This is a genomic window from Mesorhizobium sp. 43Arga (genome assembly GCF_053714255.1).
Window position 1 is genome coordinate 49,998 of record NZ_JBSKBO010000002.1, and the last position, 25,309, is coordinate 75,306.

The 25,309-nt window shown below is 62.3% G+C and carries 27 protein-coding genes and 1 tRNA gene; 8 read left to right on the top strand and 20 right to left on the bottom strand.

From position 1 onward, the window contains the following. Positions 1-143: 143 nt before the first annotated feature. Both ACWGS8_RS06575 and ACWGS8_RS06580 read left to right on the top strand, forming a co-directional pair. A tRNA-Leu gene (locus tag ACWGS8_RS06575) sits at positions 144-228 on the top strand. Between the two features lie 151 nt (positions 229-379). Continuing rightward, positions 380-1,081: a class I SAM-dependent methyltransferase gene (locus tag ACWGS8_RS06580; RefSeq protein WP_454580168.1), complete on the top strand. Its 702-nt coding sequence runs from the start codon at positions 380-382 to the stop codon at positions 1,079-1,081. A gap of 107 nt (positions 1,082-1,188) precedes the next feature. On the opposite strand, the gene ACWGS8_RS06585 is transcribed toward ACWGS8_RS06580, so the two are convergent. Then, positions 1,189-1,593, bottom strand: coding sequence for a RidA family protein (locus ACWGS8_RS06585; RefSeq protein WP_454580169.1), 405 nt, complete (start codon positions 1,591-1,593; stop codon positions 1,189-1,191). A 166-nt stretch (positions 1,594-1,759) separates the two neighbouring features. On the opposite strand from ACWGS8_RS06585, the gene ACWGS8_RS06590 reads away from it, so the two are divergent. Next, positions 1,760-2,788, top strand: a complete 1,029-nt coding sequence (locus ACWGS8_RS06590) for a hypothetical protein (RefSeq protein ID WP_454580170.1) — start codon at positions 1,760-1,762, stop codon at positions 2,786-2,788. Positions 2,789-3,008: 220 nt separating this feature from the next. Here ACWGS8_RS06590 and ACWGS8_RS06595 read toward each other — a convergent pair whose 3' ends face one another. Then, complete coding sequence (locus ACWGS8_RS06595; protein ID WP_454580171.1) at positions 3,009-3,593, bottom strand: GDYXXLXY domain-containing protein; 585 nt, start codon at positions 3,591-3,593, stop codon at positions 3,009-3,011. Continuing rightward, positions 3,590-4,708 (bottom strand): DUF2157 domain-containing protein, encoded by a 1,119-nt coding sequence (locus ACWGS8_RS06600; RefSeq protein ID WP_454580172.1) that lies wholly within the window; start codon positions 4,706-4,708, stop codon positions 3,590-3,592. Before ACWGS8_RS06600 ends, ACWGS8_RS06595 begins: the two co-directional genes overlap by 4 nt. A gap of 235 nt (positions 4,709-4,943) precedes the next feature. Here ACWGS8_RS06600 and ACWGS8_RS06605 point away from each other — a divergent pair, with 235 nt between their 5' ends. The 3 genes from ACWGS8_RS06605 to trmFO all read left to right on the top strand — a co-directional run bounded on the left by ACWGS8_RS06605 (position 4,944) and on the right by trmFO (position 7,261). Further along, positions 4,944-5,084 (top strand): DUF1127 domain-containing protein, encoded by a 141-nt coding sequence (locus ACWGS8_RS06605; protein ID WP_013531315.1) that lies wholly within the window; start codon positions 4,944-4,946, stop codon positions 5,082-5,084. Between the two features lie 49 nt (positions 5,085-5,133). Beyond that, on the top strand, positions 5,134-5,274 hold the full coding sequence (locus ACWGS8_RS06610; protein ID WP_013895120.1) for a DUF1127 domain-containing protein: 141 nt from the start codon (positions 5,134-5,136) through the stop codon (positions 5,272-5,274). Between the two features lie 568 nt (positions 5,275-5,842). Next, the gene (gene trmFO, locus ACWGS8_RS06615; RefSeq protein WP_454580173.1) at positions 5,843-7,261 is read left to right on the top strand and encodes a methylenetetrahydrofolate--tRNA-(uracil(54)-C(5))-methyltransferase (FADH(2)-oxidizing) TrmFO; all 1,419 of its coding nucleotides are present in this window, start codon (positions 5,843-5,845) and stop codon (positions 7,259-7,261) included. Between the two features lie 5 nt (positions 7,262-7,266). Here the strand turns inward: trmFO and ACWGS8_RS06620 are convergent, their stop codons facing one another. The 6 genes from ACWGS8_RS06620 to yajC all read right to left on the bottom strand — a co-directional run bounded on the left by ACWGS8_RS06620 (position 7,267) and on the right by yajC (position 12,941). Beyond that, the gene (locus tag ACWGS8_RS06620) at positions 7,267-8,217 is read right to left on the bottom strand and encodes a sterol desaturase family protein (protein WP_454580174.1); all 951 of its coding nucleotides are present in this window, start codon (positions 8,215-8,217) and stop codon (positions 7,267-7,269) included. Next, the gene (locus ACWGS8_RS06625; RefSeq protein ID WP_454580175.1) at positions 8,217-8,645 is read right to left on the bottom strand and encodes a hypothetical protein; all 429 of its coding nucleotides are present in this window, start codon (positions 8,643-8,645) and stop codon (positions 8,217-8,219) included. Before ACWGS8_RS06625 ends, ACWGS8_RS06620 begins: the two co-directional genes overlap by 1 nt. Before the next feature lie 79 nt (positions 8,646-8,724). Continuing rightward, positions 8,725-9,576 (bottom strand): phytoene/squalene synthase family protein, encoded by an 852-nt coding sequence (locus tag ACWGS8_RS06630; RefSeq protein ID WP_454580176.1) that lies wholly within the window; start codon positions 9,574-9,576, stop codon positions 8,725-8,727. A 1-nt stretch (position 9,577) separates the two neighbouring features. Further along, positions 9,578-9,973: an Mth938-like domain-containing protein gene (locus tag ACWGS8_RS06635; RefSeq protein WP_454580177.1), complete on the bottom strand. Its 396-nt coding sequence runs from the start codon at positions 9,971-9,973 to the stop codon at positions 9,578-9,580. A gap of 25 nt (positions 9,974-9,998) precedes the next feature. Then, complete coding sequence (gene secDF / locus ACWGS8_RS06640; protein ID WP_454580178.1) at positions 9,999-12,548, bottom strand: protein translocase subunit SecDF; 2,550 nt, start codon at positions 12,546-12,548, stop codon at positions 9,999-10,001. Between the two features lie 51 nt (positions 12,549-12,599). Then, entirely contained in the window at positions 12,600-12,941 is a 342-nt protein-coding gene (gene yajC, locus ACWGS8_RS06645) for a preprotein translocase subunit YajC (protein ID WP_010909882.1), read from the bottom strand. 288 nt (positions 12,942-13,229) lie between these two features. Here yajC and ACWGS8_RS06650 point away from each other — a divergent pair, with 288 nt between their 5' ends. Further along, a complete protein-coding gene (locus tag ACWGS8_RS06650) occupies positions 13,230-14,105 on the top strand; it encodes an ATP-binding protein (RefSeq protein ID WP_454580179.1) in 876 nt (291 codons plus the stop codon). A 6-nt stretch (positions 14,106-14,111) separates the two neighbouring features. Here ACWGS8_RS06650 and ACWGS8_RS06655 read toward each other — a convergent pair whose 3' ends face one another. Next, complete coding sequence (locus tag ACWGS8_RS06655) at positions 14,112-14,933, bottom strand: helix-turn-helix domain-containing protein (RefSeq protein ID WP_454581241.1); 822 nt, start codon at positions 14,931-14,933, stop codon at positions 14,112-14,114. A 111-nt stretch (positions 14,934-15,044) separates the two neighbouring features. Here ACWGS8_RS06655 and ACWGS8_RS06660 point away from each other — a divergent pair, with 111 nt between their 5' ends. After that, positions 15,045-15,935, top strand: a complete 891-nt coding sequence (locus tag ACWGS8_RS06660) for an NAD-dependent epimerase/dehydratase family protein (RefSeq protein WP_454580180.1) — start codon at positions 15,045-15,047, stop codon at positions 15,933-15,935. Positions 15,936-16,045: 110 nt separating this feature from the next. Here the strand turns inward: ACWGS8_RS06660 and ACWGS8_RS06665 are convergent, their stop codons facing one another. The 10 genes from ACWGS8_RS06665 to nagZ form a co-directional block, all read right to left on the bottom strand. Further along, positions 16,046-17,593 (bottom strand): peptidoglycan DD-metalloendopeptidase family protein, encoded by a 1,548-nt coding sequence (locus ACWGS8_RS06665; RefSeq protein WP_454580181.1) that lies wholly within the window; start codon positions 17,591-17,593, stop codon positions 16,046-16,048. A 178-nt stretch (positions 17,594-17,771) separates the two neighbouring features. Then, complete coding sequence (locus ACWGS8_RS06670; RefSeq protein WP_123169180.1) at positions 17,772-18,425, bottom strand: protein-L-isoaspartate(D-aspartate) O-methyltransferase; 654 nt, start codon at positions 18,423-18,425, stop codon at positions 17,772-17,774. Then, positions 18,422-19,180, bottom strand: coding sequence for a 5'/3'-nucleotidase SurE (gene surE / locus ACWGS8_RS06675; RefSeq protein ID WP_454580182.1), 759 nt, complete (start codon positions 19,178-19,180; stop codon positions 18,422-18,424). The genes ACWGS8_RS06670 and surE overlap by 4 nt, the downstream gene beginning before the upstream one ends. Then, positions 19,180-20,484 carry a serine--tRNA ligase gene (serS, locus tag ACWGS8_RS06680; protein WP_454580183.1) on the bottom strand — a complete coding sequence of 435 codons (1,305 nt, stop codon included), beginning with the start codon at positions 20,482-20,484 and terminating at the stop codon, positions 19,180-19,182. Before serS ends, surE begins: the two co-directional genes overlap by 1 nt. Before the next feature lie 104 nt (positions 20,485-20,588). Further along, positions 20,589-21,464 carry a twin-arginine translocase subunit TatC gene (gene tatC / locus ACWGS8_RS06685; protein WP_454580184.1) on the bottom strand — a complete coding sequence of 292 codons (876 nt, stop codon included), beginning with the start codon at positions 21,462-21,464 and terminating at the stop codon, positions 20,589-20,591. After that, positions 21,461-22,186, bottom strand: coding sequence for a Sec-independent protein translocase protein TatB (gene tatB / locus ACWGS8_RS06690; RefSeq protein ID WP_454580185.1), 726 nt, complete (start codon positions 22,184-22,186; stop codon positions 21,461-21,463). Before tatB ends, tatC begins: the two co-directional genes overlap by 4 nt. Positions 22,187-22,217: 31 nt before the next feature. Continuing rightward, the gene (locus ACWGS8_RS06695; protein ID WP_010909892.1) at positions 22,218-22,439 is read right to left on the bottom strand and encodes a twin-arginine translocase TatA/TatE family subunit; all 222 of its coding nucleotides are present in this window, start codon (positions 22,437-22,439) and stop codon (positions 22,218-22,220) included. A 180-nt stretch (positions 22,440-22,619) separates the two neighbouring features. After that, positions 22,620-23,384, bottom strand: coding sequence for an SMC-Scp complex subunit ScpB (scpB, locus tag ACWGS8_RS06700; protein ID WP_454580186.1), 765 nt, complete (start codon positions 23,382-23,384; stop codon positions 22,620-22,622). Continuing rightward, the gene (locus ACWGS8_RS06705) at positions 23,381-24,184 is read right to left on the bottom strand and encodes a segregation and condensation protein A (protein WP_454581242.1); all 804 of its coding nucleotides are present in this window, start codon (positions 24,182-24,184) and stop codon (positions 23,381-23,383) included. Before ACWGS8_RS06705 ends, scpB begins: the two co-directional genes overlap by 4 nt. 62 nt (positions 24,185-24,246) lie before the next feature. Next, positions 24,247-25,266: a beta-N-acetylhexosaminidase gene (gene nagZ / locus ACWGS8_RS06710; RefSeq protein ID WP_454580187.1), complete on the bottom strand. Its 1,020-nt coding sequence runs from the start codon at positions 25,264-25,266 to the stop codon at positions 24,247-24,249. Positions 25,267-25,309: the final 43 nt, after the last annotated feature.

Below are 25,309 nucleotides of genomic sequence, written 5' to 3' on the forward strand. Positions count from 1 at the left end.
CACATTCGACACGCCTTTTGTCACAGGCGAGCCTAATTTTCAACCATCTTCGCGTTTAGGCGAATAACCAGCATTTCGGCCCTGACCAGACATCTCGTCTGCGACATTGACAGAATGATGGCTACATGGGATTGCCGGATGATGCGGATGTGGCGGAACTGGTAGACGCCCTGGATTTAGGTTCCAGTGCCGAAAGGCGTGGGGGTTCGAGTCCCTTCATCCGCACCAATCGACCGTAGCTGTTTTATTCTGCCTCTTCCTGATCTTGACATTATCTTTCCTCAGCGCGGCCATGGGCCTGCCGAGAATCCTATTGATTGATCGCTGAGAAACAGCCGGCAATGGGATCCAGTCATTTGCCGAGAAACGGCGGGATCATATGACGCTTGATTACTGGAACAAGGCGCACATCTGCGGGTTGCTCTCGGTTCGCTTCGGGCTCACGAGCTACCTTGAAATCAACACGAGCACCACTGGCTTCAGGTACGCGGAAGCACGGCAATTGGGTTTTCAGCCCTGCATGCGCCTGGTGTATCGGACGACAGAGCTGCCGCTCGATGGCCTCCCCGTCGATTTCTCCTCCGCTGATGACGATATCGCGGCATGTCTCAAGGACACACGGCTGAAGGGACGGACGTTCGACCTTGTGTTCGTTGATCCGCATCACACATACGAATGCTCGGCGCGAGACATCAGGGAAGCTTTCCGCATGGTCTCGCCCGGCGGTGCGGTGGTGGTACATGACTGCCTGCCCCCTCACCGGGCTGCAGCCAACCCCTCCTTTTTTGACGGCGAGTGGTGCGGCGTGACTTACAAAGCATACATCGATTTCGTGCTGGGCAATCCAGATCTCGACTATTTCACCGTCGATGCCGATTACGGCTGTGGCATAATTCTGAAACCCATCGGGATTGGCGCGAAGATAAAGAATTGGCTGCGCGCCCGGCGCGTTCGCGGGCTGAAGGGCGAGTGGCATGCGATCGGAGATGATTTTGATGCGGCGTTCGACAAGCTTGTGACCGACAAGACAAGACTTCTGCGCCTTGTCGACTTTAGCCTGCTTCGCAGAAAGCTTAGCTGAAAATTCTGTCACCCATTCGCACGGATGCCGCTGCGGCTCGGAGAGGCGACGACACCAAAGCCATCTGCCTGGCATCGGCCCCGCCTATGTCTCAAAGACCTGGCACGCTAGTTTCTGACGGCCTCGTCAATGACCGCTATGGCCTCTATGAGGTAGCCTGGGGACATTATCGGCACCCCGACCACCACATTGGCTGGCTTGTGATCGCCAAACAGCGAAATCTGCGCTTCTTCGATGATCGGTACGTGTTCGTCACGCTTATAGTCGACAATGTAGATTGTGATCTTGCAAACCTGTTCGGGCCGTGCGCCTGCCGCACGGAGCGCTCGGCCGAGATTGCCGAATGCCAGGCGCGCCTGCGCCGCGAAATCACCATGCCCAACGAGCTTGCCGTTTATGTCTTCGGGCTGCTGACCTGAGACGAATAGCAGCTTGGACCCCGTCGCGACGACAACCTGTGAGTACATCTCTGGAACTGGCAGATCATCGGGGTTGATAAGTTCGAGCGGCACTGAACAATCTCCTGCTTCGTTCAACTGAAATCGACATTGGTGATCACCGCGTCGCCGGCATATACGACAGCCGCTCCGAATGAAATCCAACTTTCAAGGAAGGCTCTTGAAATAGTCTGTTGACAGGTTCTTACTTGCAGCAGGCAGGTGGGGGATCTGTCGGGTTATGCGTGTAGTTTCTCTCGTTCTGACGGTAGGGTCAATTGTCGCGGCAGCAACATGTAAGGTTGAGGCCCTGGAATACACGCCTGTTTCGTCTCCAGGGCAGCAGCCGTTTCTTGTTGTATCAGGCGAGTTCAAAGACCATGAACCCCTGAACGCCTTTAGCAACGCGGTTGCGAGCAGCGGGGCCCGGATGATCGTATTCAACTCCCCCGGCGGCAATGTCGGCAGCGCGCTTCGGTTGGGGCGTATGATCCGCGCTGCAGGGTTGGATACGCTTCAGCTTCGCCAATTGCAGTGCGCTTCAGCCTGCTCACTGGCCTTCCTGGGTGGCGTCCACCGGGTTGCCGAACCAGGTTCTATCGGCGTTCATCGGGCTTGGTTGAAATCGGTTGACGGGATCTCCAGAGAAGAAGCAAAGGCTCGTGTCCAGCTCGGAACGGCCGCAATCACATCCTATGTAGTCGAGATGGGAGTGGACCCCGAGCTGATGGAATTGGCTTCGAGCTATGACAAGCATGACATAAGATACCTATCGGCCACCGAAATGGCAGAGTTGCGTGTGACCAATGTCGCAGCGAACCAATCGCCCGTAGATACATCGCAGGTGTCGACGAGGCCAGACCCTGCGCCCGCGCCCGACGCCAGGCAACAGGCGGAGAGCGCTGCGGTCGCCTTCGTCAAGGATCTGATCGAACATCATGGCGACAACGACGATTTCGCTCTTGCTCAAGTTCAGGCGTCCTATGCTCGCACGGTCGACTATTATGGCAAGTTGACGAACCTAAGTTCGATCATTCAGGACAAGAGGGACTATTACCGGCGATGGCCTGAACGCGTATATAACGTCCGCAATGACAGCATTGTGGTCACCTGTGCAAACGATCGCTGCATGGTTTCGGGTGTCTATGACTGGCTTGTCCGCAGCCCCTCGATACACAAGCAGGACAAAGGCGCATCAGACTTTAGCTACACAATATCGACTGGTCCCTATCCCAAAATCATCGCCGAGACGAGTAAGGTCCGGAGTTGATCCGCGGAGTTGTCCATCCCTGAGTCAATTAACTTTCTTGCGAAGAATCTGTTTGGCTATTCGTATAGTGGCACACGCCGCCCCGGTGGGGGTACCACAGCTGACACAAAAATGAGTCTATTCCGGTTCCGCGTTGCCGCAACGCTTGTACGGAAAGGCCTTACACCTGATTTTGGGGTCTGGTCTCTTGATTTGCACCGATGACCGGCATCCATCGTTATTAATATAGCGGCTCCTCGAACAGCGTCTTGTCGCCGTCGACCAGTGCCTTGATCTGCGCAGTGCCGTCGCTGGCGAGCGCAAGCCTTATCCCGAACGGGCGCACCCGCATGTCGCTCTGGATCTCCATGCCCTTGCCCTCCGGCAGGTAGAACCGCTCGATGCCGTAGTCCGGCGCGATGGTCATGCCCTCGCTGCGCAGATCCCAGCCCTCGGCGACATGGCCTGATATGTCGGCCTCGTCGGCCCCGGCCGGCGTCGGCACCTTGCCGAACCAGGCGGTGGTCGGTGTCCAATAACCGTCGTCGCCCTTTTTCAGCCGGACCACGATCGGCGTATCGTCGCTGGAGAATTTGCCGGCGGGAATGTTGGCGATCATTTTTACCGGAATGCGCGAAATCGCGTAGCCGAGGATGATGTAGTCGCCGCGCAGCAGGTCGCGCGGATCGACCGGTTCGATCTTCAGCAGCACTTCCTTGCCGTTGCGCAGGATCGCTGCCCGGCCGGCGATGATCCAGCTCAGGAACCCTATCTGGACGAGCGCCAGCACCAGTGCCGAGATAACAAGCCTCTTTCCGGTCATCATGCGGTGGCTTCCCCCGTTGCCGGACCCTTCATGCGTTTTTCGACGCGGATGATGATGATCGCCAGGATGCCGAGCAGCACCGCGGCGGCAAGGAAGAAGCCGGCCGTGTCGAGCATCGACTGCAAGGTCACGACATAGATCATGGCGAGTTCGAAGGCGAAGCCGAGATAGGCAAGCCAGCGCAGGCCGCGGCTCTCCCGTCCCGCCAGCACGATGGCGGCGACGATGCCGGCCAGCGCGACGACCGAGGCAATGGCGAAGCCACTGTTGTAGGTGCTTTCGTCGGCCAGTTCGAACTGGATGATGGCGAGCCCGGTTAGGAAGCCGAGCAGCGCGTGCAAGGGCAAGCGGCCGCCGAGCTGCACGATCCTGTCGACCGGTTCCGGTGCGAAGACAGAAGCCGCGAAGAGCACGGCGGAGACGATGACCAGAGGGATCGCCACCGGCAGCGTCGCGTGATTTCCGGCCAACAGCACGAGATAGAAGAGCAGCGACAGGATGATCAGGTGCCGCGCGGCCTGGCTGCGGGTCCAGAACGAGACGGCGAACAGCACGATGGCCATGGCGACGAAGGCATGCGGAAACTCGCTGCGGCTGTAATAATCGAAGCCCTTCAAGAACAGCCAGGCGTCGGCGATGCCGACCGAGGCGACGGTCAGCGGGTTCGACCGCAGCGTGACCGCCGCCAGCGCCGTACCGGCGCCCCAGGTGACCAGCGCGGAAGCCTCGTCGCCGGACAAATGATACATCTGGCCGATCAGCGCGATCGAACCGCCGAAAGCAGCGGCAGCCACGATCCATAAGGCCTCGCCGATCGCCGCGTGGTCGCGCGTCTTCAGCACCGCGCCGCCGACATAGCCTCCAAGGATGATGGAAAACAGCGCCGCGACCCGCGCCAGCCGCGGGATGGCATCCCAGTTGGCAGCGACGAAGATCAGGATGGCCGCGCCAAACAGTAGCGCCGCCATCATGGCCAGGATCGAACCGAAGCTCAGTGATTTGCGCGTATTGGCCTCAACGTCACGCGTCAGGGCATCGGCCGCCGCGGCGTCGATCAGGCCTGCCTGAAGCCACCGCGCAATGTCGGATTTGACCCGTGTCGAATAGCCCGCCATGTCCTGCATCCCCCGCTAGGTCGTTTTTTCAGCCGAACCAGCCAACCCGTTGACGTCACGGCACTTTCCGATTCTGGCTTCTTTGTGTCAGGTCCGTGAAGGCGCGTTAATGTTGCATTGCACAATTTGCATTGCTGCCATGCAGCCATAGCGCTTTTAAATCGATATGAGCCCGCCTACTTATGGTTCGTACACAAACGGAATGATCCGCAAGAAAGACGAAACGAGAACTACCATGAACCTGATCCGCAACTATCGCAACTGGCGCCGCTACCGGGACACCGTGTCCGAGCTGAGCCGCCTGAGCAACCGCGAACTGACCGACCTCGGCATCAGCCGCAGCGACATTCCTTACGTCGCTCGCAAGGCGGTCTAATCCTTCGGACCGCGAATGGTCCGAACAAGTTTCTGAAGAGAGAACGACAATGAACCTGATCCGCAACTATCGTAACTGGCGCGTATATCGCGAGACGGTTACCGAGCTGGGTCGCCTTTCGAACCGCCAGCTCCATGATCTCGGTATCGTCCGCGACGAAATCAAGATCGTCGCCCGCCGGGCGATCTAACGGAATTTCGCTGGGGTCGACCTCCTCCCCGACCTTCAGCGAACGGTCAGCCCTTATCCTCCTCCCGAGGGTTGACCACCAAAACGGCGCCCGCCGCACCTCCTCCCGCGGCGGGCGTTGTTCCCCCGAGCAAAACGAATTTGCTCCAAAGGGTTTCGCCCCTTTTCAAAACGCGAAAGAGATTTCGTCAAAGCCGACCTCCTCCCCGGCAATGACGAATAGGCACAACCTTCACCTCCTCCCGAGGGTTGGCCAACCAAACGGCGCCCGCCGCACCTCCTCCCGCGGCGGGCGTTGTTTCCCAGGGCAAAACGAGTTTTGCTCCAAAGGGTTTTGCCCCTTTTAAAAAATGGCAAAAGAGATTTCGTCAAAGCCGACCTCCTCCCCGGCGATGACGAATACGGTCGATCTTCACCTCCTCCCGAGGGTCGACCCCCAAAACGACACCCGCCGGACCTCCTCCCCCGGCGGGTGTTGTTGCATTCAGAGGCTGGTTTCGCCCCCCGCGCCGTGCCCGCGCAAAGCGCGGCAATTGCAATCGCCGCCCCAAGCGATTATTCCGGCGCTCATGAGCAAAAATCCCATACACATCATCGGCGGCGGTCTCGCCGGCTCCGAGGCCGCATGGCAGGCGGCGCAAGCCGGCGTTTCCGTCGTGCTGCATGAAATGCGCCCGGTTCGCGGCACGGACGCGCACAAGACCGATGGCCTGGCCGAGCTCGTCTGTTCCAATTCCTTCCGCTCAGACGACGCCGAGAACAATGCGGTTGGCCTGCTGCATGCCGAAATGCGGCTGGCCGGCTCCTTGATCATGAGCGCGGGCGACGCGAACCAGGTGCCGGCCGGTGGCGCACTGGCCGTCGACCGCGACGGCTTCTCCGAGGCCGTGACGAAAAAGCTCGAGGCGCACCCGCTGATCATCATCCAGCGCGAGGAAGTGCCCGGCCTGCCGCCGGCGGACTGGGACCAGGCGATCATCGCTACGGGGCCGCTGACCGCCCCATCGCTTGCCCAATCGATCGCCGAAGCGACCGGCGCCGATGCGCTGGCCTTCTTCGACGCCATCGCGCCGATCATCCATTTCGACACGATCGACATGGATACCTGCTGGTTCCAGTCGCGCTACGACAAGGTCGGCCCCGGCGGCACCGGCAAGGACTACATCAATTGTCCGATGGACAAGGAGCAGTATCTCGCCTTCGTCCAGGCGCTGATCGACGGCCAGAAGACCGAATTCAAGCAATGGGAGGGCACGCCCTATTTCGACGGCTGCCTGCCGATCGAGATCATGGCCGAACGCGGCGTCGAGACGCTGCGCTACGGGCCGATGAAGCCAATGGGCCTGACCAACGCGCACAACCCGACGGTGAAGGCCTATGCGGTCGTCCAACTGCGGCAGGACAATGCGCTGGGCACGCTCTACAACATGGTCGGTTTCCAGACCAAGCTCAGGCATGCCGAACAGGTCCGCGTCTTCCGCACCATTCCGGGCCTGGAAAATGCCGATTTTGCCCGCCTCGGCGGTCTGCACCGCAACACCTACATCAATTCGCCGACGCTGCTCCACGCCTCGCTGCAGCTGAAATCGCGCCCGGGCCTGCGCTTCGCCGGCCAGATCACCGGCTGCGAAGGTTATGTCGAAAGCGCCGCCATCGGCCTGCTCGCTGGCCGCTTCGCCGCTGCCGAAAGGCTCGGCCACGCGCCGTCGCTGCCGCCGCTCACAACGGCTTTCGGCGCGCTGCTCAACCACATCACCGGCGGCCACATCGTTTCCGACGACGAGCCGGGCAAGCGCTCCTTCCAGCCGATGAACATCAATTTCGGCCTGTTCCCGCCGGTAGAAGCGGTGAAGTCCGAAGGCAAGCGCCTGCGCGGCAAGGACAAGACAGTCGCCAAGCGCCACGCCATCACATCGCGCGCGCTGGGCGATTGTCGGCAATGGCTGGGTTTGCCGGCGCCAACAGAAACGGCCGAAGCGGCGGAGTAATTCCCCTATTCGGCCGGCTCGGCACCTACCCTCGGCAATCCCGGCTTGCCAGCCTCACCCGGATTTCGCCTGACATAGGCCGCCTTCAGGCTCTCCGACGTATCGCGTGAGCCGTCATGGCTCCAGCCCGGCGGCTTGATCAGGTAATTGATGCGGTCGCTGAGCGAAAGACCCGGCGCGAAGGCATCCCTGAACATGCCGATCCATTCGTGGAACGCCACCTTCAGCGGGTTGAAGGTGCCCAGATTCTTGACGATGCCGTAGCGCGGCCGGTCATCCTCGAGTTCCTCGACGAAAGTGCCAAACATCCGATCCCAGATGATCAGCGTGCCGGCATAGTTGGCATCGAGATAGCGCGGGTTGGTGGCGTGGTGGACGCGGTGGTGCGAGGGCGTGTTGAAGATGAACTCGAACCAGCCCCACATCTTGCCAATCGTCTCGGTGTGGATCCAGAACTGCCAGACCAAGTTAAAGCCGAAGGTGAAGGCGATCACCGCCGGATGGAAGCCGAGCAGCACCAAAGGCGCCTGCAGCACGAACATGAAGGTGAACAGGCCCGTCCAGCTTTGCCGAAGCGCCGTCGACAGATTGTAGTGCTGGCTGGAGTGATGGTTGACATGCTCGGCCCACACCCAGCGCACCCTGTGTGCGATGCGGTGATAGACATAGTAGCGCAGATCATCGAGCAGGAAGGCGGCCAGGAACACCCAGACCGACAGGCCGAGATTGAAGACGCGGAACTGCCATAGCCACAGCAGCGCCCAGTAGGAGACGACGCCAAGCAGCAGGCCGGCGACGACATTGCCGGTGCCCATCATCAGGCTGGTCAGCGTGTCGCGCGTCTCGAACGAGCCCTTGGCGCGGCCGGTGCGGACCAGCCAGAGCTCGATCAGGATCGCGGCGACAAAGAACGGAATGGCCAGCTGGGTGACCTGCGGAAAATCATAGCTGTCCATCACGCGGCCTCCCTGGCGGCATGGCGTGCTTCAAGAGCCTTCAGCAAGGCCTGCGCATCGCCGACATTAGTGAAACGGAAACGGCCGCCCTTCCAGGTAAAGTCCGTCAACCGCAATTGAATTGTGTTCGTCTCGTCGGACCTGGACACCGAGACGTCCGCAGCCGTGACGATACGCGTCAAAAAGCAGTCGCCCATGCTGTGAACGATGCCGGTGCGCCCTCGCCCAAGGTCCAGAAATGCCGTCTTGGCATCCGCCGTCAGGCGAACCGTCGCGACTATCTCGTCGGGAAAATCCTCGGCGAAACGGCGCAACGCCTGATCCGGATCGGCCAGCGTTGCCGCCTTGCTGCCACCGGTGAAATGCACCGCGGCAACCGATAGCGCTATGCCAAGGACGACGATCGCGACCAGAACGGGCAAGCTCATGGATTTCCTCCGGGCCGGCCTGTCATCTCTGGCGACAGTTCCCGGCACGGCCGAATCCTTAGCACGATTGACGTTTACGTCAAAATGCCGGCCAGCCCTTGCTCGCCCGCCGCAACAGCAGCCAATGCCGGCGCAAGGCGGACAGCCGCGCGACGCCGTCGAGCGGCGAATGGCGCGAGCCCTCCATCCTGTCGAGATAGGCGCGCGACAGTGCCAGCGGCAGGAATGCCGGGTGCAACGATGCCGGCAGGGCTGCGGCGCCCCGCTCGAAGGCGGAAAGGTGTTCGCGCGCCAGCGCGATCATCGCCGCCACGGCGCGCTGCGCGCCAGGCCCGCCGTCGCCGGCAACAAACTCTTCCGGTGACGATCCCGCCGCCGCCAGAATGTCGGCCGGGACAAAACATTGCCCGCGCTTGCGGTGCAGCGGCAGCAGAAGCAGGAGGCCGGTCATGGCCTGCGCGCAGCCCGCCCTGCCCGACAGTTCGGCGAAGCGGGGCGCCTCGACGGGATCGAGCACCATCGCCGCAAGCTGGATCAGTGCCGCTGCCGTCTCGCCGCAATAGCCTTCCAGGTCGGTGCGCGACGGCATCGGGTCGTCATAGAGATCGAAGATGCGCGCCTCGAGCATGTTGTCGAAGGCCGGTTTGGGCAGGCGATGGCCGGAAATTGTCGCTTTCAGCGCGTCAGCGACGGGATGGCCGATGGCTGCATCATCATTGTCGGCGGCGATGAGGTCACGCCACCATTGCAGCCGCACCTCGCCCGGTAACGCTTCATGGATGCGATCGCGGATGCCGGCGATTTCGGCATTGAAAGCGTAGAGCGAAAACAGCGCATCGCGCTTGTCGGCCGGCGCGTAGAGTGCCGTCAGATAGCGATCATGGTCGGCGGCGCGCACTGCGTCCATGACGATTTTGGCATTTTGCGACATATCAATCGACGGCAATGAGCGCGGCGGCCACGGCGCGGTCTTCCGCCAGGAGGACATTGTAGGTTCGCACCGCAGCCCCGGTCGACATCGGGTCGGACGCAATGCCGGCCTCTTTCAGCGCCGCCCGCAGCGCCGCCGGCAATGGCCTCAAATCCTTGCCCATGCCGACCAGCAGGATCTCGACCTTGTCGGCCTCGGCCAGAACTTTTTCGAAATCCGCCACCGTCAGTGCTGAAGCGTCCGCCGGCTCCCAGCCATGGATGCCGGATGGCAGGCACAGCAGCGAGCCGCGATGCGACATGTCGGCAAAGCGGAACCCGCCATTGCCGTAGGCCTCGATCGGCGCGCGCCCGGGAAAATGCGCCTCGCGGATGACGATGCCTTTGCCGGTCACCACTCTGTCACCCCTTCGGGGCCGCGCGTCAGGTCGCGACCGCCTTGCCGCCGTTGACCGGCTTCTCCTCATCGGCCGAAGCCTGCGGTCGCAGCTTGAACAGGATCAGCAGCGGTGCCGCGATGAAGATCGACGAATAGGTGCCGAAGATAACGCCAAACAGCATCGCCATGGTGAAGGAGCGGATGACTTCGCCGCCGAACAGCACCAGCGCCAGCAAGGCCAGGATCGTCGTCACCGAGGTGAGCGTCGTTCGCGAGAGCGTCTCGTTGATGGCGTTATTCAAGAGCTGTGGCAGCGGCATTCGCTTGTATTTTCGCAGATCCTCTCGGACGCGGTCATAGACCACGATCGTGTCGTTCAGCGAATAGCCGATGATGGTCAGGATCGCCGCCAGCGACGACTGGTTGAATTCAAGCCCGGTAATGACGAAGAAGCCGAGCGTCATGACCACGTCGTGGACGGTCGCAACGATAGCGCCGACCGCAAACTGCCACTCGAAACGGAACCAGACATAGACCAGGATGCCGACCAGCGCGACCAGCATGGCGATGGTGCCTTGTTTGGCGAGTTCACCGGAAACCGTCGGCCCCACGACTTCGACGCGGCGGAAATCATACTGGTCCTGCAGCTCGCCGCGCACCTTGTCGATGACCGTCTGCTCGGCATTCTCGCCGCCATCCTGCGTGCCGACGCGGATCAGCACGTCGTTCGGCGCGCCGAACTGCTGCACCTGCACTTCGCCGATGTTGAGCTCCATCAGCCTGGCGCGGATATCGCCGAGATTGGCGTCGCCGCTCTTGGACTTCACCTCGATCATCGAGCCGCCCTTGAAGTCGATGCCGTAGTTGATATCGACCGTCATGAACAGCACGACAGACAGCACCGACAGGAAGCTCGACAGCGCGAACGTCCAGCGGCGGATACCCATGAAGGGGATCTTGGTGCCCGGCGGAATGAAGGTCACCGGCGCCTTCGGCAACTCCTTCGGGCGGGCGCGGCGCAGCCAGATCGACACCAGCAGGCGCGTGAAGGTGAAGGCGGTGAAGACCGTAGTCAGGATGCCGATGGCGTAGGTGATGGCAAAGCCCTTCACCGGGCCGGTGCCGAGATAGAACAGCACCACGGTGGCGATCAGCGACGTGACGTTGGAATCAACGATGGTCGCCAGCGCCTTCGAGAAGCCGGTGTCGATCGCCTGGATCACCGAGCGACCAGCCCGTCGTTCTTCACGGATGCGTTCGTAGATCAGCACGTTGGAATCGACCGCCATGCCGATGGTCAGCACGATACCGGCAATACCGGGCAAGGTCAGCGTCGCCCCAAGCAGCGACAACAGGCCGACGATCATCGCCACGTGCACCGCCAGCGCGATGTTGGCGAGGAAACCGAGGAAGCCATAGGCGACGAACATGAAGGCGACGACGAGGATCGAACCGATGATGCCGGCCACCTTGCCGGCATGGATCGAATCCTGGCCGAGGCCCGGACCGACAGTGCGTTCCTCGATGACAGTCAATGTCGCCGGCAGCGCACCGGCTCGCAAAAGCACGGCGAGGTCGTTGGCGCTCTGGGCGGTGAAATTGCCTGAAATCTGGCCGGTGCCGCCGAGGATCGGTTCACGGATCTGCGGCGCCGAGATCACCTGGTTGTCGAGGATGATGGCGAACAGCTTGCCGACATTCTGCGAGGTCGCCTGGCCGAAGCGGGCGGCGCCCTTCGAATCGAAGCGGAATGAAACCACCGGCTCGTTGTTCTGCGAATTGTAGGTCGCCTGCGCGTCGACCAGGTTTTCGCCCGAAACGATGACGCGGTTTTCGATGAGATACGGAACCGGCGGATCGTCCTGCGAATACAGCACCGACGAGCCCGCTGGCGGGCGCCCCTTGAGCGCGTCCTGCACCGGCATCGACTGGTCGACCATCTGGAAGGTCAACTTCGCTGTCTGGCCGAGGATTTCCTTCAGCCGCTGCGGATCCTGCAGGCCAGGCACCTGGACAAGGATGCGGTCGTCGCCTTGCCGCTGCACAATAGGCTCGGTGGTGCCAAGTTCGTTAACGCGGCGCCCAACCACTTCGATCGATTGCGCCAATGCGGTCGATGTGCGGTATTTGATGCCGGCGTCGGTGACGGTGAACTTGAGCAGACCCGGCTCGGAATCGTCCAGCGACATTTCCTGGATGGAGCCGCCGGAGAACAGGCCAGCGGCGACCGGATCGGTCAAGGCCTTCAACGCCTTTTTCGCGGCGTCGAGCTGGGCCGGATCCGTGATGCGGACCTGCAAGGTCCGCCCGGTGCCGGCAAGGCCGGTATAGCCGATCTTGGCGTCACGCAGCAGCGTGCGGATTTCGTCGCGCGTCGTCTCCAGCCGATCCTTGATCAGATCGTTCTGGTTCATCTCCAGCAGGATGTGCGAACCGCCCTGCAGGTCGAGGCCGAGGGTCATCTGCCGCTTCGGCACCCAGCTCGGCAGCTGGGCCAGCGTGCTGGCGGGGAACAGATTGGGCGCGGCGAGGATCACTGTGATGGCGACGGCCACCCAGATCAGGATCATCTTGAAGCGCGAAAAATACAGCATATGGCGTCGTCCGTCAGAGCGTGTCCGCGGATCGCTCCGCCTTGAATTGGGTTATTTCTTGGCGTTCTGGTTGGCCACCGGTTCGCCCTTGACGCGCACATCGGCAATCGTCGAGCGCAGCGCCGTCACCTTGGTGCCACCGCCGAGGTCGATCTCGAGCTCGTTGTCGTCGATCACCTTCGTCACCTTGCCGACGAAACCGCCGCCGGTGACGACCGTGTCGCCGCGGCGGACCGCCGCCAGCATCTCGCCGCGCTTCTTCAGCTGCGTGCGCTGCGGGCGGATGATGAGAAAATACATGATCACGAAAATCAGGACAAACGGCAAAATGCTGATGAACATATCGGGAGAAGCGCCGCCAATGCCTTGGGCGTATGCCGGTGTCACGAACATCGAGGGACTCCTGAATTTTGAAAACAGCCGCCAACCGTCCTGCGGAGTTTGGCGGCCCCTTGAAATTTGGCCGGAATATAGTCGGTAAAGTTGTCAATGCAACTGCGCGACCGACCAAATCGGCTGCTTTTCCGGCCTGTTCGCCCGTGTTAGAGCATGATCGCGAAAAGCGAGAGCCGGTTCACCGAAAAGATCACGCTCGAACAAAAGGTTGGGACCGGTTTCGAACCCGACGGATTCGAACGTGTCCCACCTGCCCACCCCAGGAAACGAGCCAAAAGACCTGAAATGACCGACAGCACCATCGACGCCCTCAACAAGAAACTTGATCGCCTGATCGAGGCTGTCGGCCGCCTTGCCCCGCCACCGGTGCCTGAAACCGACCTCGGCGAGGCCGACTGTTTCGTCTGGCAGGCCGATCCTGGCTATCTGGAGCCCGTGCGCAAGGTCAACCGCGTCGACATCGGCCTGATCCGCGGCGTCGACCGTGTCCGCGACATCCTCGTCGACAACACCGAGCGCTTCGCCGCCGGCTTTGCCGCCAACAACGTGCTGTTGTGGGGCGCGCGCGGCATGGGCAAATCGTCGCTGGTCAAGGCCGCGCATGCCGAGATCAATGCCAGGGCTAAGTCGGAGCTGCCGCTCAAGCTGATCGAGATCCACCGTGAAGACATCGACACGTTGCCGAAGCTGATGGGTCTGTTGAAGGCCGCGCCCTTCCGCGTCATCCTGTTTTGCGACGACCTGTCCTTCGATCATGATGACACGTCCTACAAGTCTTTGAAGGCAGCACTTGAAGGCGGTGTCGAGGGGCGTCCGGCCAATGTCATCTTCTACGCCACCTCGAACCGCCGCCATTTGTTGCCGCGCGACATGATCGACAATGAGCGCTCGACCGCAATCAACCCGTCCGAAGCGGTCGAGGAGAAGGTCTCGTTGTCCGATCGGTTCGGCCTGTGGCTCGGCTTCCACAAATGTTCGCAGGACGAGTATCTCGAGATGATCAACGCCTATGCCAGCCACCATGGCCTCGACATCGACCCCGAGCAGCTGCGCTCGGAAGCGCTGGAATGGGCGACGACGCGCGGCAGCCGCTCGGGCCGCGTCGCCTGGCAGTTCACGCAGGATCTGGCCGGCCGGCTTGGCAAGCCCCTCACCGATTAAGGCGTGTCACTTGATCGGCCGCGCCCGTCGCACGTCGCGCGGCGTTTGGCCGATCTCGCGGCGCATCCAATGCGCCAGATGTGACTGGTGTGCGAAGCCCGTCAATTCCGCGACCTCGCTTGTGTTGAGGTCGCCTCGCTCCAGCAGAAGGCGCGCGCGTTCGACGCGGCGTCGCAACACGTAGCGATGCAGGGTGACGCCCATTGCCACCTTGAACCATGTCCGCAAATGCGAACTGCTCGCACCGGCAACCCGGGCTAGTCGATCGATCGAGAGCGGCTCGTGCAGAGCGCCCTCGATGTCATCCAGGACGCGCTTGAGCTGGATATCCGACAGGCGGTTCGCCTGTTCGATGTCTATATCGTCGACACCAAGCAGCCTGACTGCCAGCGCGGCGCCAATGCTGTCGGCAAACAGGGAGCCGCTCGGGGCACCCGCATTGAGATCGCTCTGGAGGGCGCGAGCGAGATGCTCGATGCGCTGGTCACGAAGCAGATGGCGCGTGTCGAGCCGCGATACCTGCGCCCTGCCGCCAAGTTCCGCCGCTACCCTTTCCATCAGGGCTGGCTGCAAGACGATCTCGATCGTGTCGAACGCGGTTTCAGCCTCGAAACCACCCTCCTCGCCAGCCGGCACCAGGTCGATATCGCCGGCGCGCCTGACGAAATAGCGCCCAACCTGATTGCAGTAGGAGCGTGTCGCCGCGCTTGCATGCACCATGACACGATGGTGTGTCGCCCGCTGCAGACGATGGACACCTGCTTCAATGTGCCTGGAGATCATTGCGACATCGGACGGGGATCGGGCCGGAGCGAATTGTGGATGCATGCTCTCTCGATTCATGGCGAAACCTGTCCAAGATTTGGCAATTCCCGCGCGATTTTCAATGCCGCGAACCTGTACGCACGCCTCTCCATCAAACTTGGAAGAGAGGTTGCCATGAGTTTCTATGTTGTTGTCGGCGCGGGTCCGGTTGGACGCGAGACCGCGCACCTTCTTGGTGAGGAAGGACATGATGTCGTTCTCACAAGCCGAAGCGTCGGCTCGAACACGTTGCCGAACGTGCGGGCCATGCAGGCCGATGCCACGGATGCAGCGGAACTGTCGCGTATCTGCCGAGGTGCCGATGCCATCTTCATGTGTGCCATGGCCGCATATCATCGGTGGCCGACCGACTTTTTCCCCATCATCGACGGCACCGTGCGCGCGGCCGAAGCTGTCGGCGCCAAGCTCATCGTGCTCGGAAACCTCTATGGCTATGGAAAAAACGCCGATAGCCCGCTTCGCTCCGACCTGCCCCTGGACCCGACTTCGAGGAAGGGAACCGCCAGGACGATCATGTGGCAGCGGGCGGTTCGTGCCGACGTACCGGCGATCGAAATACGCTCCAGCGACTATCTCGGACATGGCGCGATCAGCTACTTCTCACTGATCGCACTGCCCTCCATCATCGAGGGCAAGCCTACCGCCTTCATTGGAGACCTCGACGCACCCCATGCCTGGGCCTTCACCAGGGACGTCGCGAGGACACTTGTCGCGGCGGCCCGCTACAAGGGTGAGTGGGGACGCGCATTTCACGTTCCCTCGCAATACGCCTCACCCCGGGAGCTCATCCAGAAAACCGCGGCGATGCTCGGACGAGCGGTTTCAGAGACACGTTCCTATTCCGTCCCTGAGATCGAGGCCTTGGGCATGCATGAGGCCATCGAGATGAGCTACCTCTTCGAAAGCCCCTTCCTGGTCGATTCCTCCGACACCGAGGCGCTCCTGGGCGTGAAGGCCAGCAGCCTCGAGGAGATGATCGCCGACACGCTCCGCGATCACCTTTGAGCCTTGCGGGCAGACATTTGCGCAAACTGAAAAAGCCCGCTCCTTGCGGAACGGGCTGAGCCGGCGGGCCGGACTGGAGGTCAGACGGTCCGCAAAATCGCTTTCTTCTTCTATTCGAGATAGCCAGAGGGATCGACCGGCGCCGAGTTCTTGCGCACTTCGAAGTGCAGCTTCGGCGAGTCCGTCGTACCGCTCATGCCCGACAAGGCGATTTCCTGGCCGCGCTTGACCTTCTGGCCGCGCTGAACCTCGATCGAGCTGGCATGGCCATACACGGTGACCAGGCCGTTCTCGTGGCGCACCAGCACCGTATTGCCGAATTCCTTGAGCCCGTCGCCGGCGTAGATGACGACGCCGTTCTCGGCCGCCTTGATCGGCGTTCCCGAGGGCACGGCGATATCGACGCCGTCCTTGCCGGATCCGAAACCGGAGATCACCCGGCCGCGCACCGGCCAGCGCATCTTGCCGATACCCGTGGCATCGGGCGCCACCGCTTCGTCGTCCTCGGCCTGCTGGATGACCTTCGCGTCCTTCTTCGGCGGCGTGTAGGATGCCAGCGTTTCCGACGGAGTGGTCTTTGCCGGAGGCTGCGTGGTTGCCGTGGTCACCGGATCGACTTTTGCCGGCTTGGCGCTGGCGACCGTCGCGGTTCCACCGGCCGGTACCTTCAGGGTCTGGCCGATCTTGAGCAAGCCATCCTTCATGCCGTTGGCCTGCTTCAGCGCAACGACGCCGACGCCGGTCTTCCTGGCGATCGAGGACATCGTGTCACCCGACTGGACCGTATAGGTGCCGGCGGCGCCGGTTGCCTTGGCGACCTGCGCCGGCTTGGGCTCCTTGGGCTGGTTCGCCGCGGCCGAAGCATCGACCTGAGCGGCAGCCTTGCCTTCCTTGAGCTTGGGCTGCTGCGGCAGGACGGCGACCTTGTCCGGCGCGGTGGCCGGCAAATCGTGCTTGCCGTCTTTCGCCGGCCCGTCCTTCAACTGCTTGGCGTCGGCGACCTTCGGCTCGGCCTTGCTCGAATAGGCATAGGCCGGGATGACGATCTTCTGACCGGTCTTCAGCCCCTTGGTCGGGCTCAGGCCGTTCACCTTCATGATGACATCGGCCGGCACTTTGTAATGTGCGGCCAGGCCGGAAATGGTCTCGCCGTCCCTGACGACGATTTCCGTCGCGTGCGGCTTGCCCGCCTCGGCCACCTTCGGCGCGTCGGGCTGGGCATTCTTGAACGGCTTGGCGGCCGGCTCAACGGTGCCAGTCGTCGTCCTGTCGACATGGGGAGCAGACCGAACCGTGGCCGGCGCCGATGCGACACGCACCGGATTGGCGGCAGGCGCGAGCGCCGGCGCGGGCTGCGCCTGGGCGGAAACGGGCGGCGGCAACGGCCGGCTCGAAACCGGTTCGAGGCTGGAGCGGCTGACCGACTGCGTGTGGCTGCCGTCGAGCGGCGCGGCCGAGACATCACCCGGATAGGGCTGCACGGCATCCTGCTTGTTGATGATGGCGCGCTGATTATTCGTCGAGGAAGTGAAGACGTCGTCGACGCTGTTGAATCGCGAAGCCTGGGAACTGCACCCGGCCGCCGCGCCTGCAATCATGAGAACAGCGCAGCCCCGCGCCAGATTGCGACTGTTTGTCTTCAAAACACTGAGTTGCATCGCACTAACCCGCACAAACTCTGCACCAACTGGATCGGATTAAAGCGCGTTAATGTTACTGGTCGGTTAACCCATTAGAATCCGACGAAAATTTTCTTAAAACATTTGGGGATAGCTGGCGGTATGGATCATCAGGGCCGAACAGCTGTTCGACCGCCGACCAGTGCTCTGCCAAAAACTAGATAACCGCGGCGACGCTGCGCAGGATCGGCTGCAGCCGCACCAGGCCGATATCCTCACGCTCGAAGCGGCTGCCGACCTTGGTCAGCTTGGCCAGCACCTGTTCGCCCTCCTCCGGCCCGATCGGCGCGATGACGATTCCGCCGCTCGACAATTGGTCGAGCAGGAAGCGCGGTAGGCTGTCGAAGGCGGCCCAGGCGACAATGCGGTCGAACGGCCCTTCGGCAGGCAGGCCGCCGGAGCCGTCAGCCTGGCGCACGATGACATTGCCGATGCCAAGGGCCTCGAAGCGCTGCCTGGCCTGCTCGACCAGGGTCTTGTAGCGATCGATGGTGACGATCCGCGCCGCCAGCCGCGACATCACCGCCGCCGTATAGCCGGAGCCGGTGCCGATCTCGAGCACGCGGTTTCCCGCTTCGATGGCAAGGGCCGCGATCACCGCCGCCTGCATGTCGGCGCCTTCGATCGCCTCGCCGCATTCGATCGGCAGCATACGGTCGGACCAGGCGAGCTGGTGGAAGTGGGCCGCCAGGAAGCCGCGCCGTGGTGTCGCTTCGAAAGCCGCGATCAGCGCCTTCGGTACGGTTCCCCTGCCGCGCAGGCGCAACAGGAAAGCGGCAAATCCTTCGCGGTCATCGATTGGCAGGTTCATGCAAGCGCCTTGCTCAGCTGGTCACGGATCTCATGCGCGGTGAGGTCGAGCTGCAACGGCGTCACCGACACCAGACGGTTGCGCAGTGCATGGAGGTCGGTGCCTTGCTTGCCCTCGACCGGCTCGCGGCCGAAGCGCAGCCAATAGTAAGGCAGGCCGCGCCCGTCACGGCGCTCGTCGACCCACAGGCTGTGCACGAGCTTGCCTTGCATGGTGACCACCGTGCCGACGACCTCTTCGGGAAGGCAGTTGGGAAAATTGACGTTGAGCAGCACGCCGTCCGGCAGCGGCGTCGCGACGAGCTTCTTCAACAGTGCCGGCGCAAGCGCCTCGGTGGTCTCGTAGGGAACGACGCGGTCCTCGCCGACGTAGGAATAGCCTTGGCTGAGGGCGATAGAGCGGATGCCGAGCAGCGCGCCCTCCATGGCGCCGGCGACGGTTCCCGAATAGGTCACGTCGTCGGCGATGTTGGCGCCGGAATTGATACCGGACAGGATCAGATCGGGCGCGCCGGGCAGGATCTTCTTCACGCCCATGATGACGCAATCGGTCGGCGTCCCACGCACGGCAAAATGCTTCTCGCCGATCTTGCGCAGCCGCAATGGCTCAGAGATCGACAGCGAATGCGCATAGCCGGACTGGTCCTGCTCCGGCGCCACCACCCAGACATCGTCGGACAGTGTGCGCGCGACGCGTTCGAGCGACGCCAGGCCCTCGGCATGAATGCCGTCGTCATTGGTCAGAAGAATGCGCATTACTTCGCTTCGATCTTTGCCAGACCGCCCATGTAAGGCCGCAGCACTTCAGGAATGGTTACGCTGCCATCCTCGTTCTGGTAGTTTTCGATGACGGCAATCAGGGCGCGGCCGACAGCGGTGCCCGAACCGTTGAGCGTATGGACGAAGCGGTTGCCCTTGCCGTCCCTGTCCTTGTAGCGGGCGTCCATGCGGCGCGCCTGGAAATCGCCGCAGACCGAACAGGACGAGATTTCGCGATAGGCATTCTGGCCGGGCAGCCAGACCTCGATGTCATATGTCTTGCGCGCGCCAAAGCCCATGTCGCCGGTACACAGCACCATGGTGCGGAACGGCAGTTCCAGCCGCTTCAGCACTTCCTCGGCGCATTGTGTCATCCGTTCATGCTCGGCGAGTGAGGATTCCTGGTCGGTGATCGACACCAGCTCGACCTTGTAGAACTGATGCTGGCGCAGCATGCCGCGCGTGTCGCGCCCGGCCGAGCCCGCTTCCGAACGGAAGCACGGGGTCAGCGCGGTGAAACGCAGGGGCAGTCTTTCATGCGCGGTGATTTCCTCGCGCACCAGGTTGGTGAGCGGCACCTCGGCGGTTGGGATCAGGCCAAGCCTGCCCTCGCCGTGCGGCGTGAAGAACAGATCCTCCTCGAATTTCGGCAGCTGGTTGGTGCCGAAAAGCACCTCGTCGCGCACCATCAGCGGTGGGATCACTTCCTCATAGCCGTGCTCGGTCGTGTGCAGGTCGAGCATGAACTGGCCGAGTGCGCGTTCCATCCGCGCCAGGCCGCTCTTCAGCACGGTGAAGCGCGAGCCCGACAGCTTGGCCGCACGCTCGAAATCCATCATGCCGAGCGCTTCGCCGACCTCGAAATGCTCCTTCGCCCAGTTCGGCCGCGTCGGCACCTTGCCGACGATGTGTTTGACGACATTGTCTTGTTCGTCCTTGCCGACCGGCACGTCGTCGAGCGGCACGTTGGGCAGAACCGCCAGCGCATCGTTCAGCGCCTTATCGAGCTCGCGCTCGCGCGCCTCGCCATTCTGGATAAAGGCTTTTATATCGCCGACTTCGGCTTTCAGTTTTTCGGCAAGGGCGGCGTCGCCCGAACGCATGGCGTTGCCGATCTCCTTCGAGGCGGCGTTGCGGCGCTCCTGCTTGGTCTGCAGTTCGGTGACGTGTTCGCGCCGCGCCTCGTCCCTGGCGACCAAATCATCGACCGTGGACTGCGCCTCGCCGGCCGACCACGAGCGCTTCACCAGCGCCTCGACAAGGGCCTTCGGGTTGTCGCGAATCCATTTGATGTCAAGCATAGTTTGAACGCTCCTGAGCTAAGCTCCGAGGGCGTAAACCGCATCCTTGACCGATGCAAGATGAGGCTGGGCGGCGGTTGTCGTTTTCCGCCGCCGCTGATGTCTTACGAAGCAGCCGGTGCCGGAGGCTCGTCCGGTGTCTTGTCGGCCACGGTCTCCCCGGCTTCCTGCTTCTCGCGCGCCAGGCGCTCGCGCTCCTGGCTGCGCTCGATCAGCCGGGCCGACCAGATGGCGACCTCATAGAGCAGGATGGTCGGGATGGCCAAGCCGATCTGGCTCATCGGGTCGGGCGGCGTCAGCACCGCCGCGACGACGAAGGCAATGACGATCGCCCATTTGCGCTTCTCGGCCAGGGCCTTGGACGACAGCATGCCGACACGCGTCATCAGGCTGGTCACCACCGGCAGCTGGAACACCAGGCCGAAGGAGAAGATCAGCGTCATGATCAGGCTGAGATATTCCGACACTTTCGGCAGCAGCGAAATCTGCACCTGCTCGTCCGTGCCGGCCTGCTGCATGGCGAGGAAGAACCACATCACCATCGGCGTGAAGAAGAAATAGACCAGCGATGCGCCCATCAGGAACAGGACCGGCGAAGCGATCAGGAACGGCAGAAAAGCGTTGCGCTCATTCTTGTAGAGGCCGGGCGCGATGAATTTGTAAATCTGGGTGGCGATCAGCGGAAAGGCGATGACCATGCCGCCGAACATGGCGAGCTTGACCTGCGTGAAGAAGAATTCCTGCGGCGCGGTGTAGATCAGTTCGACCTTGTGCGGGTCGAGACCCGCCCACTTCGTCGCCCATTTGAAGGGAACGACCAGAAGGTTGAACAGCCTCTTGGCGAAGAAGAAGCACACCAGGAAGGCAACGAAGAAACCACCGAGTGACCAGATCAGCCGGCGGCGCAGCTCGATGAGATGCTCGATCAGCGGCGCCGACGATTTTTCGATCTCGTCCTTTTCCTTGTCCGAAACGCTCACTTGGCGGCTCCAGCCGTCTTCTTGGTCGCCGGCTTCTTCGCTGGCGCAGGTTTCGGTTCGGCTTTCGCCACCGTCTTTGCGGCAGTCGCCTTGGCGGCGGCAGGCTTTTTCGAAGCGGCGGCTGCAGGCTTTGCTCCCGGCTCGGCCTTTGCGGGCGCGTTGGACGCGGATGCCGAGGCCTTGGCCGGTGCTTTTGCCGCCGGCGCGGTCTTGCCGGCTTTCTTGGCCGCCTTCGGCGCCACGGCAGGTTCCGTGGATGCCGCCACCACCGATTCATCGGTCATGGCCGGGAAAATCGGCGTGGGCGCGGCAGCTTCCGCGGCGCTGACGCCAGGCATTTCCGTCGCGCCATTCTTCAGCGGCTCGGCCGCCTGTGGTGTCGAAGCGGCGGGCGTTGCCGGATCGGCGGCGGGCTTCGGCTTCATCGCGGCGTCGACGCCGGCGCGCACATCGGCCGCCGCCTGCTCGAACGGATTGAGCTGCTTGCGGATCTCGGCCACGGGGCTGAGGCCCCTGAGCTCGTCGACCGACTTCTTGACGTCGTCGAGCTCGGCTTCCTTCAGCGCTTCGTTGAACTGTTTCTGGAAGTCGGCGGCCATGGCGCGCAGCTTCGCCGTCGTGCGACCGAAGGTGCGCAGCATATTGGGCAAATCCTTCGGCCCGACGACCACGATCATGACGATCGCGATCACCAGCATTTCGGTCCAGCCGACTTCAAACATGGCACTCTGTTCCGACTAGAACTTTTTTGGCTCAGCTCTTGCTGGCTTTTTCCTTCACGGCCGAAACGGTCTCGTCGGCACGGTGTTCGACGGTGCGCTTATCGTCGGCGACGTCGTCGTCCGCCATGCCCTTCTTGAAGCTCTTGATGCCTTTGGCCATGTCGCCCATCAGCTCGGGAATCTTGCCGCGGCCGAAAACCAGCAGCACGATCACCAGCACGATCATCCAGTGCCAAATCGAAAATGAACCCATAGCAAATCTCTCTCGAATGTTTTCCCTGGCGATGATCTATGCGTTTTCGCGTTGGGATTCAAACACAACAGCGACAGAGTTTATGAAAGGGTGACGGATGTCACGTCTTTTCGGTTCGCTGGCCCGCTACCAATCGGCGCATCTACGACCTATCGGCGCGCTTGGACAGAGCGCCAGCGGTCAATCTTCCGTGACGCGCGGCGTCAGCAGGCCGAGTTCCTCGAGATCGATGTCGGTCAGCGGATCCTCGTCCTCGGTCAGCACGTCGGGGTCGGCCGGCGGCTGCGGAATGGAAAAGTTCGACGGCATGCGGCCCGAAAGCAGACCGGCCCCCTTCAGCTCTTCCATGCCGGGAAGATCGCGGATTTCCTCAAGCGCGAAATGGTCGAGGAAGGTCTCGGTGGTGCCGTAGGTGACGGGACGACCGGGCGTCTTGCGGCGGCCGCGCATGCGCACCCATTCCGTCTCGAGCAGCGTGTCCAGCGTACCCTTCGACGTCTCGACACCGCGGATATCCTCGATCTCGGCGCGGGTCACCGGCTGGTGATAGGCGATGATCGCCAGCACTTCGAGCGCCGCGCGCGACAGCTTGCGCTGCTGCACCGTGTCGCGGCTCATCAGGAAGGCGAGATCGCCCGCGGTGCGGAACGCCCAGGCGTCACCGACCCGCACCAGATTGACGCCGCGCCGGGCGTAGACCAGCTGCAGCTCGGCCATGGCAAGGGCGACATTGATGCCGTCGGGCAAGCGCGCGGCAAGCTGCTTTTCGCTGACTGGCTCGGCGCTGGCGAACACGATCGCCTCTGCCATGCGCATGGCCTCCGCAATATGCAGCCGCTCGGCCGGATTCTGCACCGGATTCTCGGCCGAAGTCTGGTCGAGATCGCCTTCCAGTTCATCGTCCACCTTAAAGGGGATAACCGAAGCGTTGGCGCGTTCGCTCATGATGCCACCTCGACTGCCTTGATTGCCGGTGCGCGGTGATCGCGCAAATAGATCGGCGCGAACACCTCGTCCTGCCGCAGATCCATCTTGCGCTCGCGGACCAGTTCCAGTGTCGCCGCGAAGGAACTGGCGATCGCTGTGCGCCGCTCTTCCGGGCTTGTCATGTATCGGATGAGGAAGCTGTCCAGCGCCGTCCAGTCCCGCAGCGAGCCGATCAGCCGGGTCAGGATGTCGCGCGCATCCTTGAGCGACCACACGCCCCGCCTAGCGATCGTCACATTGGTGATCGCCTGCTTCTGCCGCTGCTGGGCATAGGCGGTCAGGAGATCGTAGAGCGACGCCGAAAAGGCGTTGCGCTTCTCGATGATGACCATTTCGGGCATGCCGCGCGCGAACACGTCGCGGCCGAGCCGGTTGCGGTTGACCAACCGCGCCGCCGCATCACGCATCGCTTCCAGCCGCTTCAGCCGGAATTGCAGCACGGCCGCCAGTTCCTCGCCGCTCTCGCCCTCTTCGCCCGGCTGTTTGGGGATCAACAGCTTCGACTTGAGGAAGGCGAGCCATGCCGCCATCACCAGATAATCGGCCGCAAGTTCGAGCCGCAGCGCCCTCGCTGTCTCGACAAAGGCCAGATACTGCTCGACCAGTGCCAGGATAGAGATGCGCGCCAGATCGACCTTCTGGGTGCGTGCAAGGTGCAAGAGCAGATCGAGCGGGCCTTCGAAGCCGGCCACGTCGACGACCAGCGACGGATCGCCGGTGACGCGTGAATCGTCATTCTCTGCCCACAGGCGGTCCATCGGTGCGGCCTTCGCGGCCTTGCTTTCCAATGTTTCCGCCACTGCCTTTGTCACTTCCTTGGTTAGGCCACCGCATCGAAATAGGTGGCGAATTCAGCCCGTATCTCGGTTTCCTCGGCCGCGTCGCGTTTCCTTATATAGGTCAGTGCCCGCTTTGCCCGCTCCAGCGACTTGCCTTCAAGCCCCGTGGTGCGCGAGGCAATGCCTGCCATCTCCTCGAAAACGCCGTTGCAGTGAAGGACCAGATCGCAGCCCGCCGCAAGGATCGACGCCGCCTTTGTCGGGAAATCCCCAGAAAGTGCCTTCATCGAGGTGTCGTCGCTCATCAGGAGCCCGTCAAAGCCGATGTCGCGGCGGATGATCTCGTCGATCACCTTGCCGGATGTCGTTGCCGGGTTCTTGGGATCGATGGCGCTGTAGACGACATGCGCCGTCATCGCCATCGGCAGGTCGTTGAGCTCCCGGAACGGGGCAAAGTCATGCCGCTGCAGATCGCTGAGCGAGGCATCGACAACAGGCAGCTCGAAATGCGTGTCGGCGAAGGCCCTACCATGACCGGGGATGTGTTTCATGACAGGCAGCACGCCGCCCGACATCAGGCCTTCGGCGGCGGCACGGCCGAGTTCGATCACCGGTCGCGGCTCCTTGCCATAGGCGCGCGCGCCGATGACGTCGCTGGCGCCCTCGATCGGCACGTCGAGCACCGGCAGGCAATCCGCCGTGATGCCGTAGCGCAACAGGTCGAAGGCGTGCAGCCGGGCCATCAGCCAGGCCGCGCGGGCGCCGGCGTCATGATCGTCGCGCCATAGCGCGCCGAGCGCGCCGCCAGCCGGATAGTTCGGCGCCAGCGGCGGCCGCAGGCGTTGCACCCGGCCGCCCTCCTGGTCGATGAACACCAGCGCGTCCGGACGCCCGATGCAGTCGCGCATCTCGGCGACCAGATCGCGGATCTGCTCGGTCTCGCCGATATTGCGGGCAAACAGGATGAAAGCCCACGGGCATTCATTGCGATAGAAGTTGATTTCTTCGCGGGTGAGCGATTTCCCGGCACAGCCGAGGATCATGGATTTTGATTCGGTCATATCGGGAGTCTAGGGCTTCACGCGGCCAAAGGGAATCGTCTCG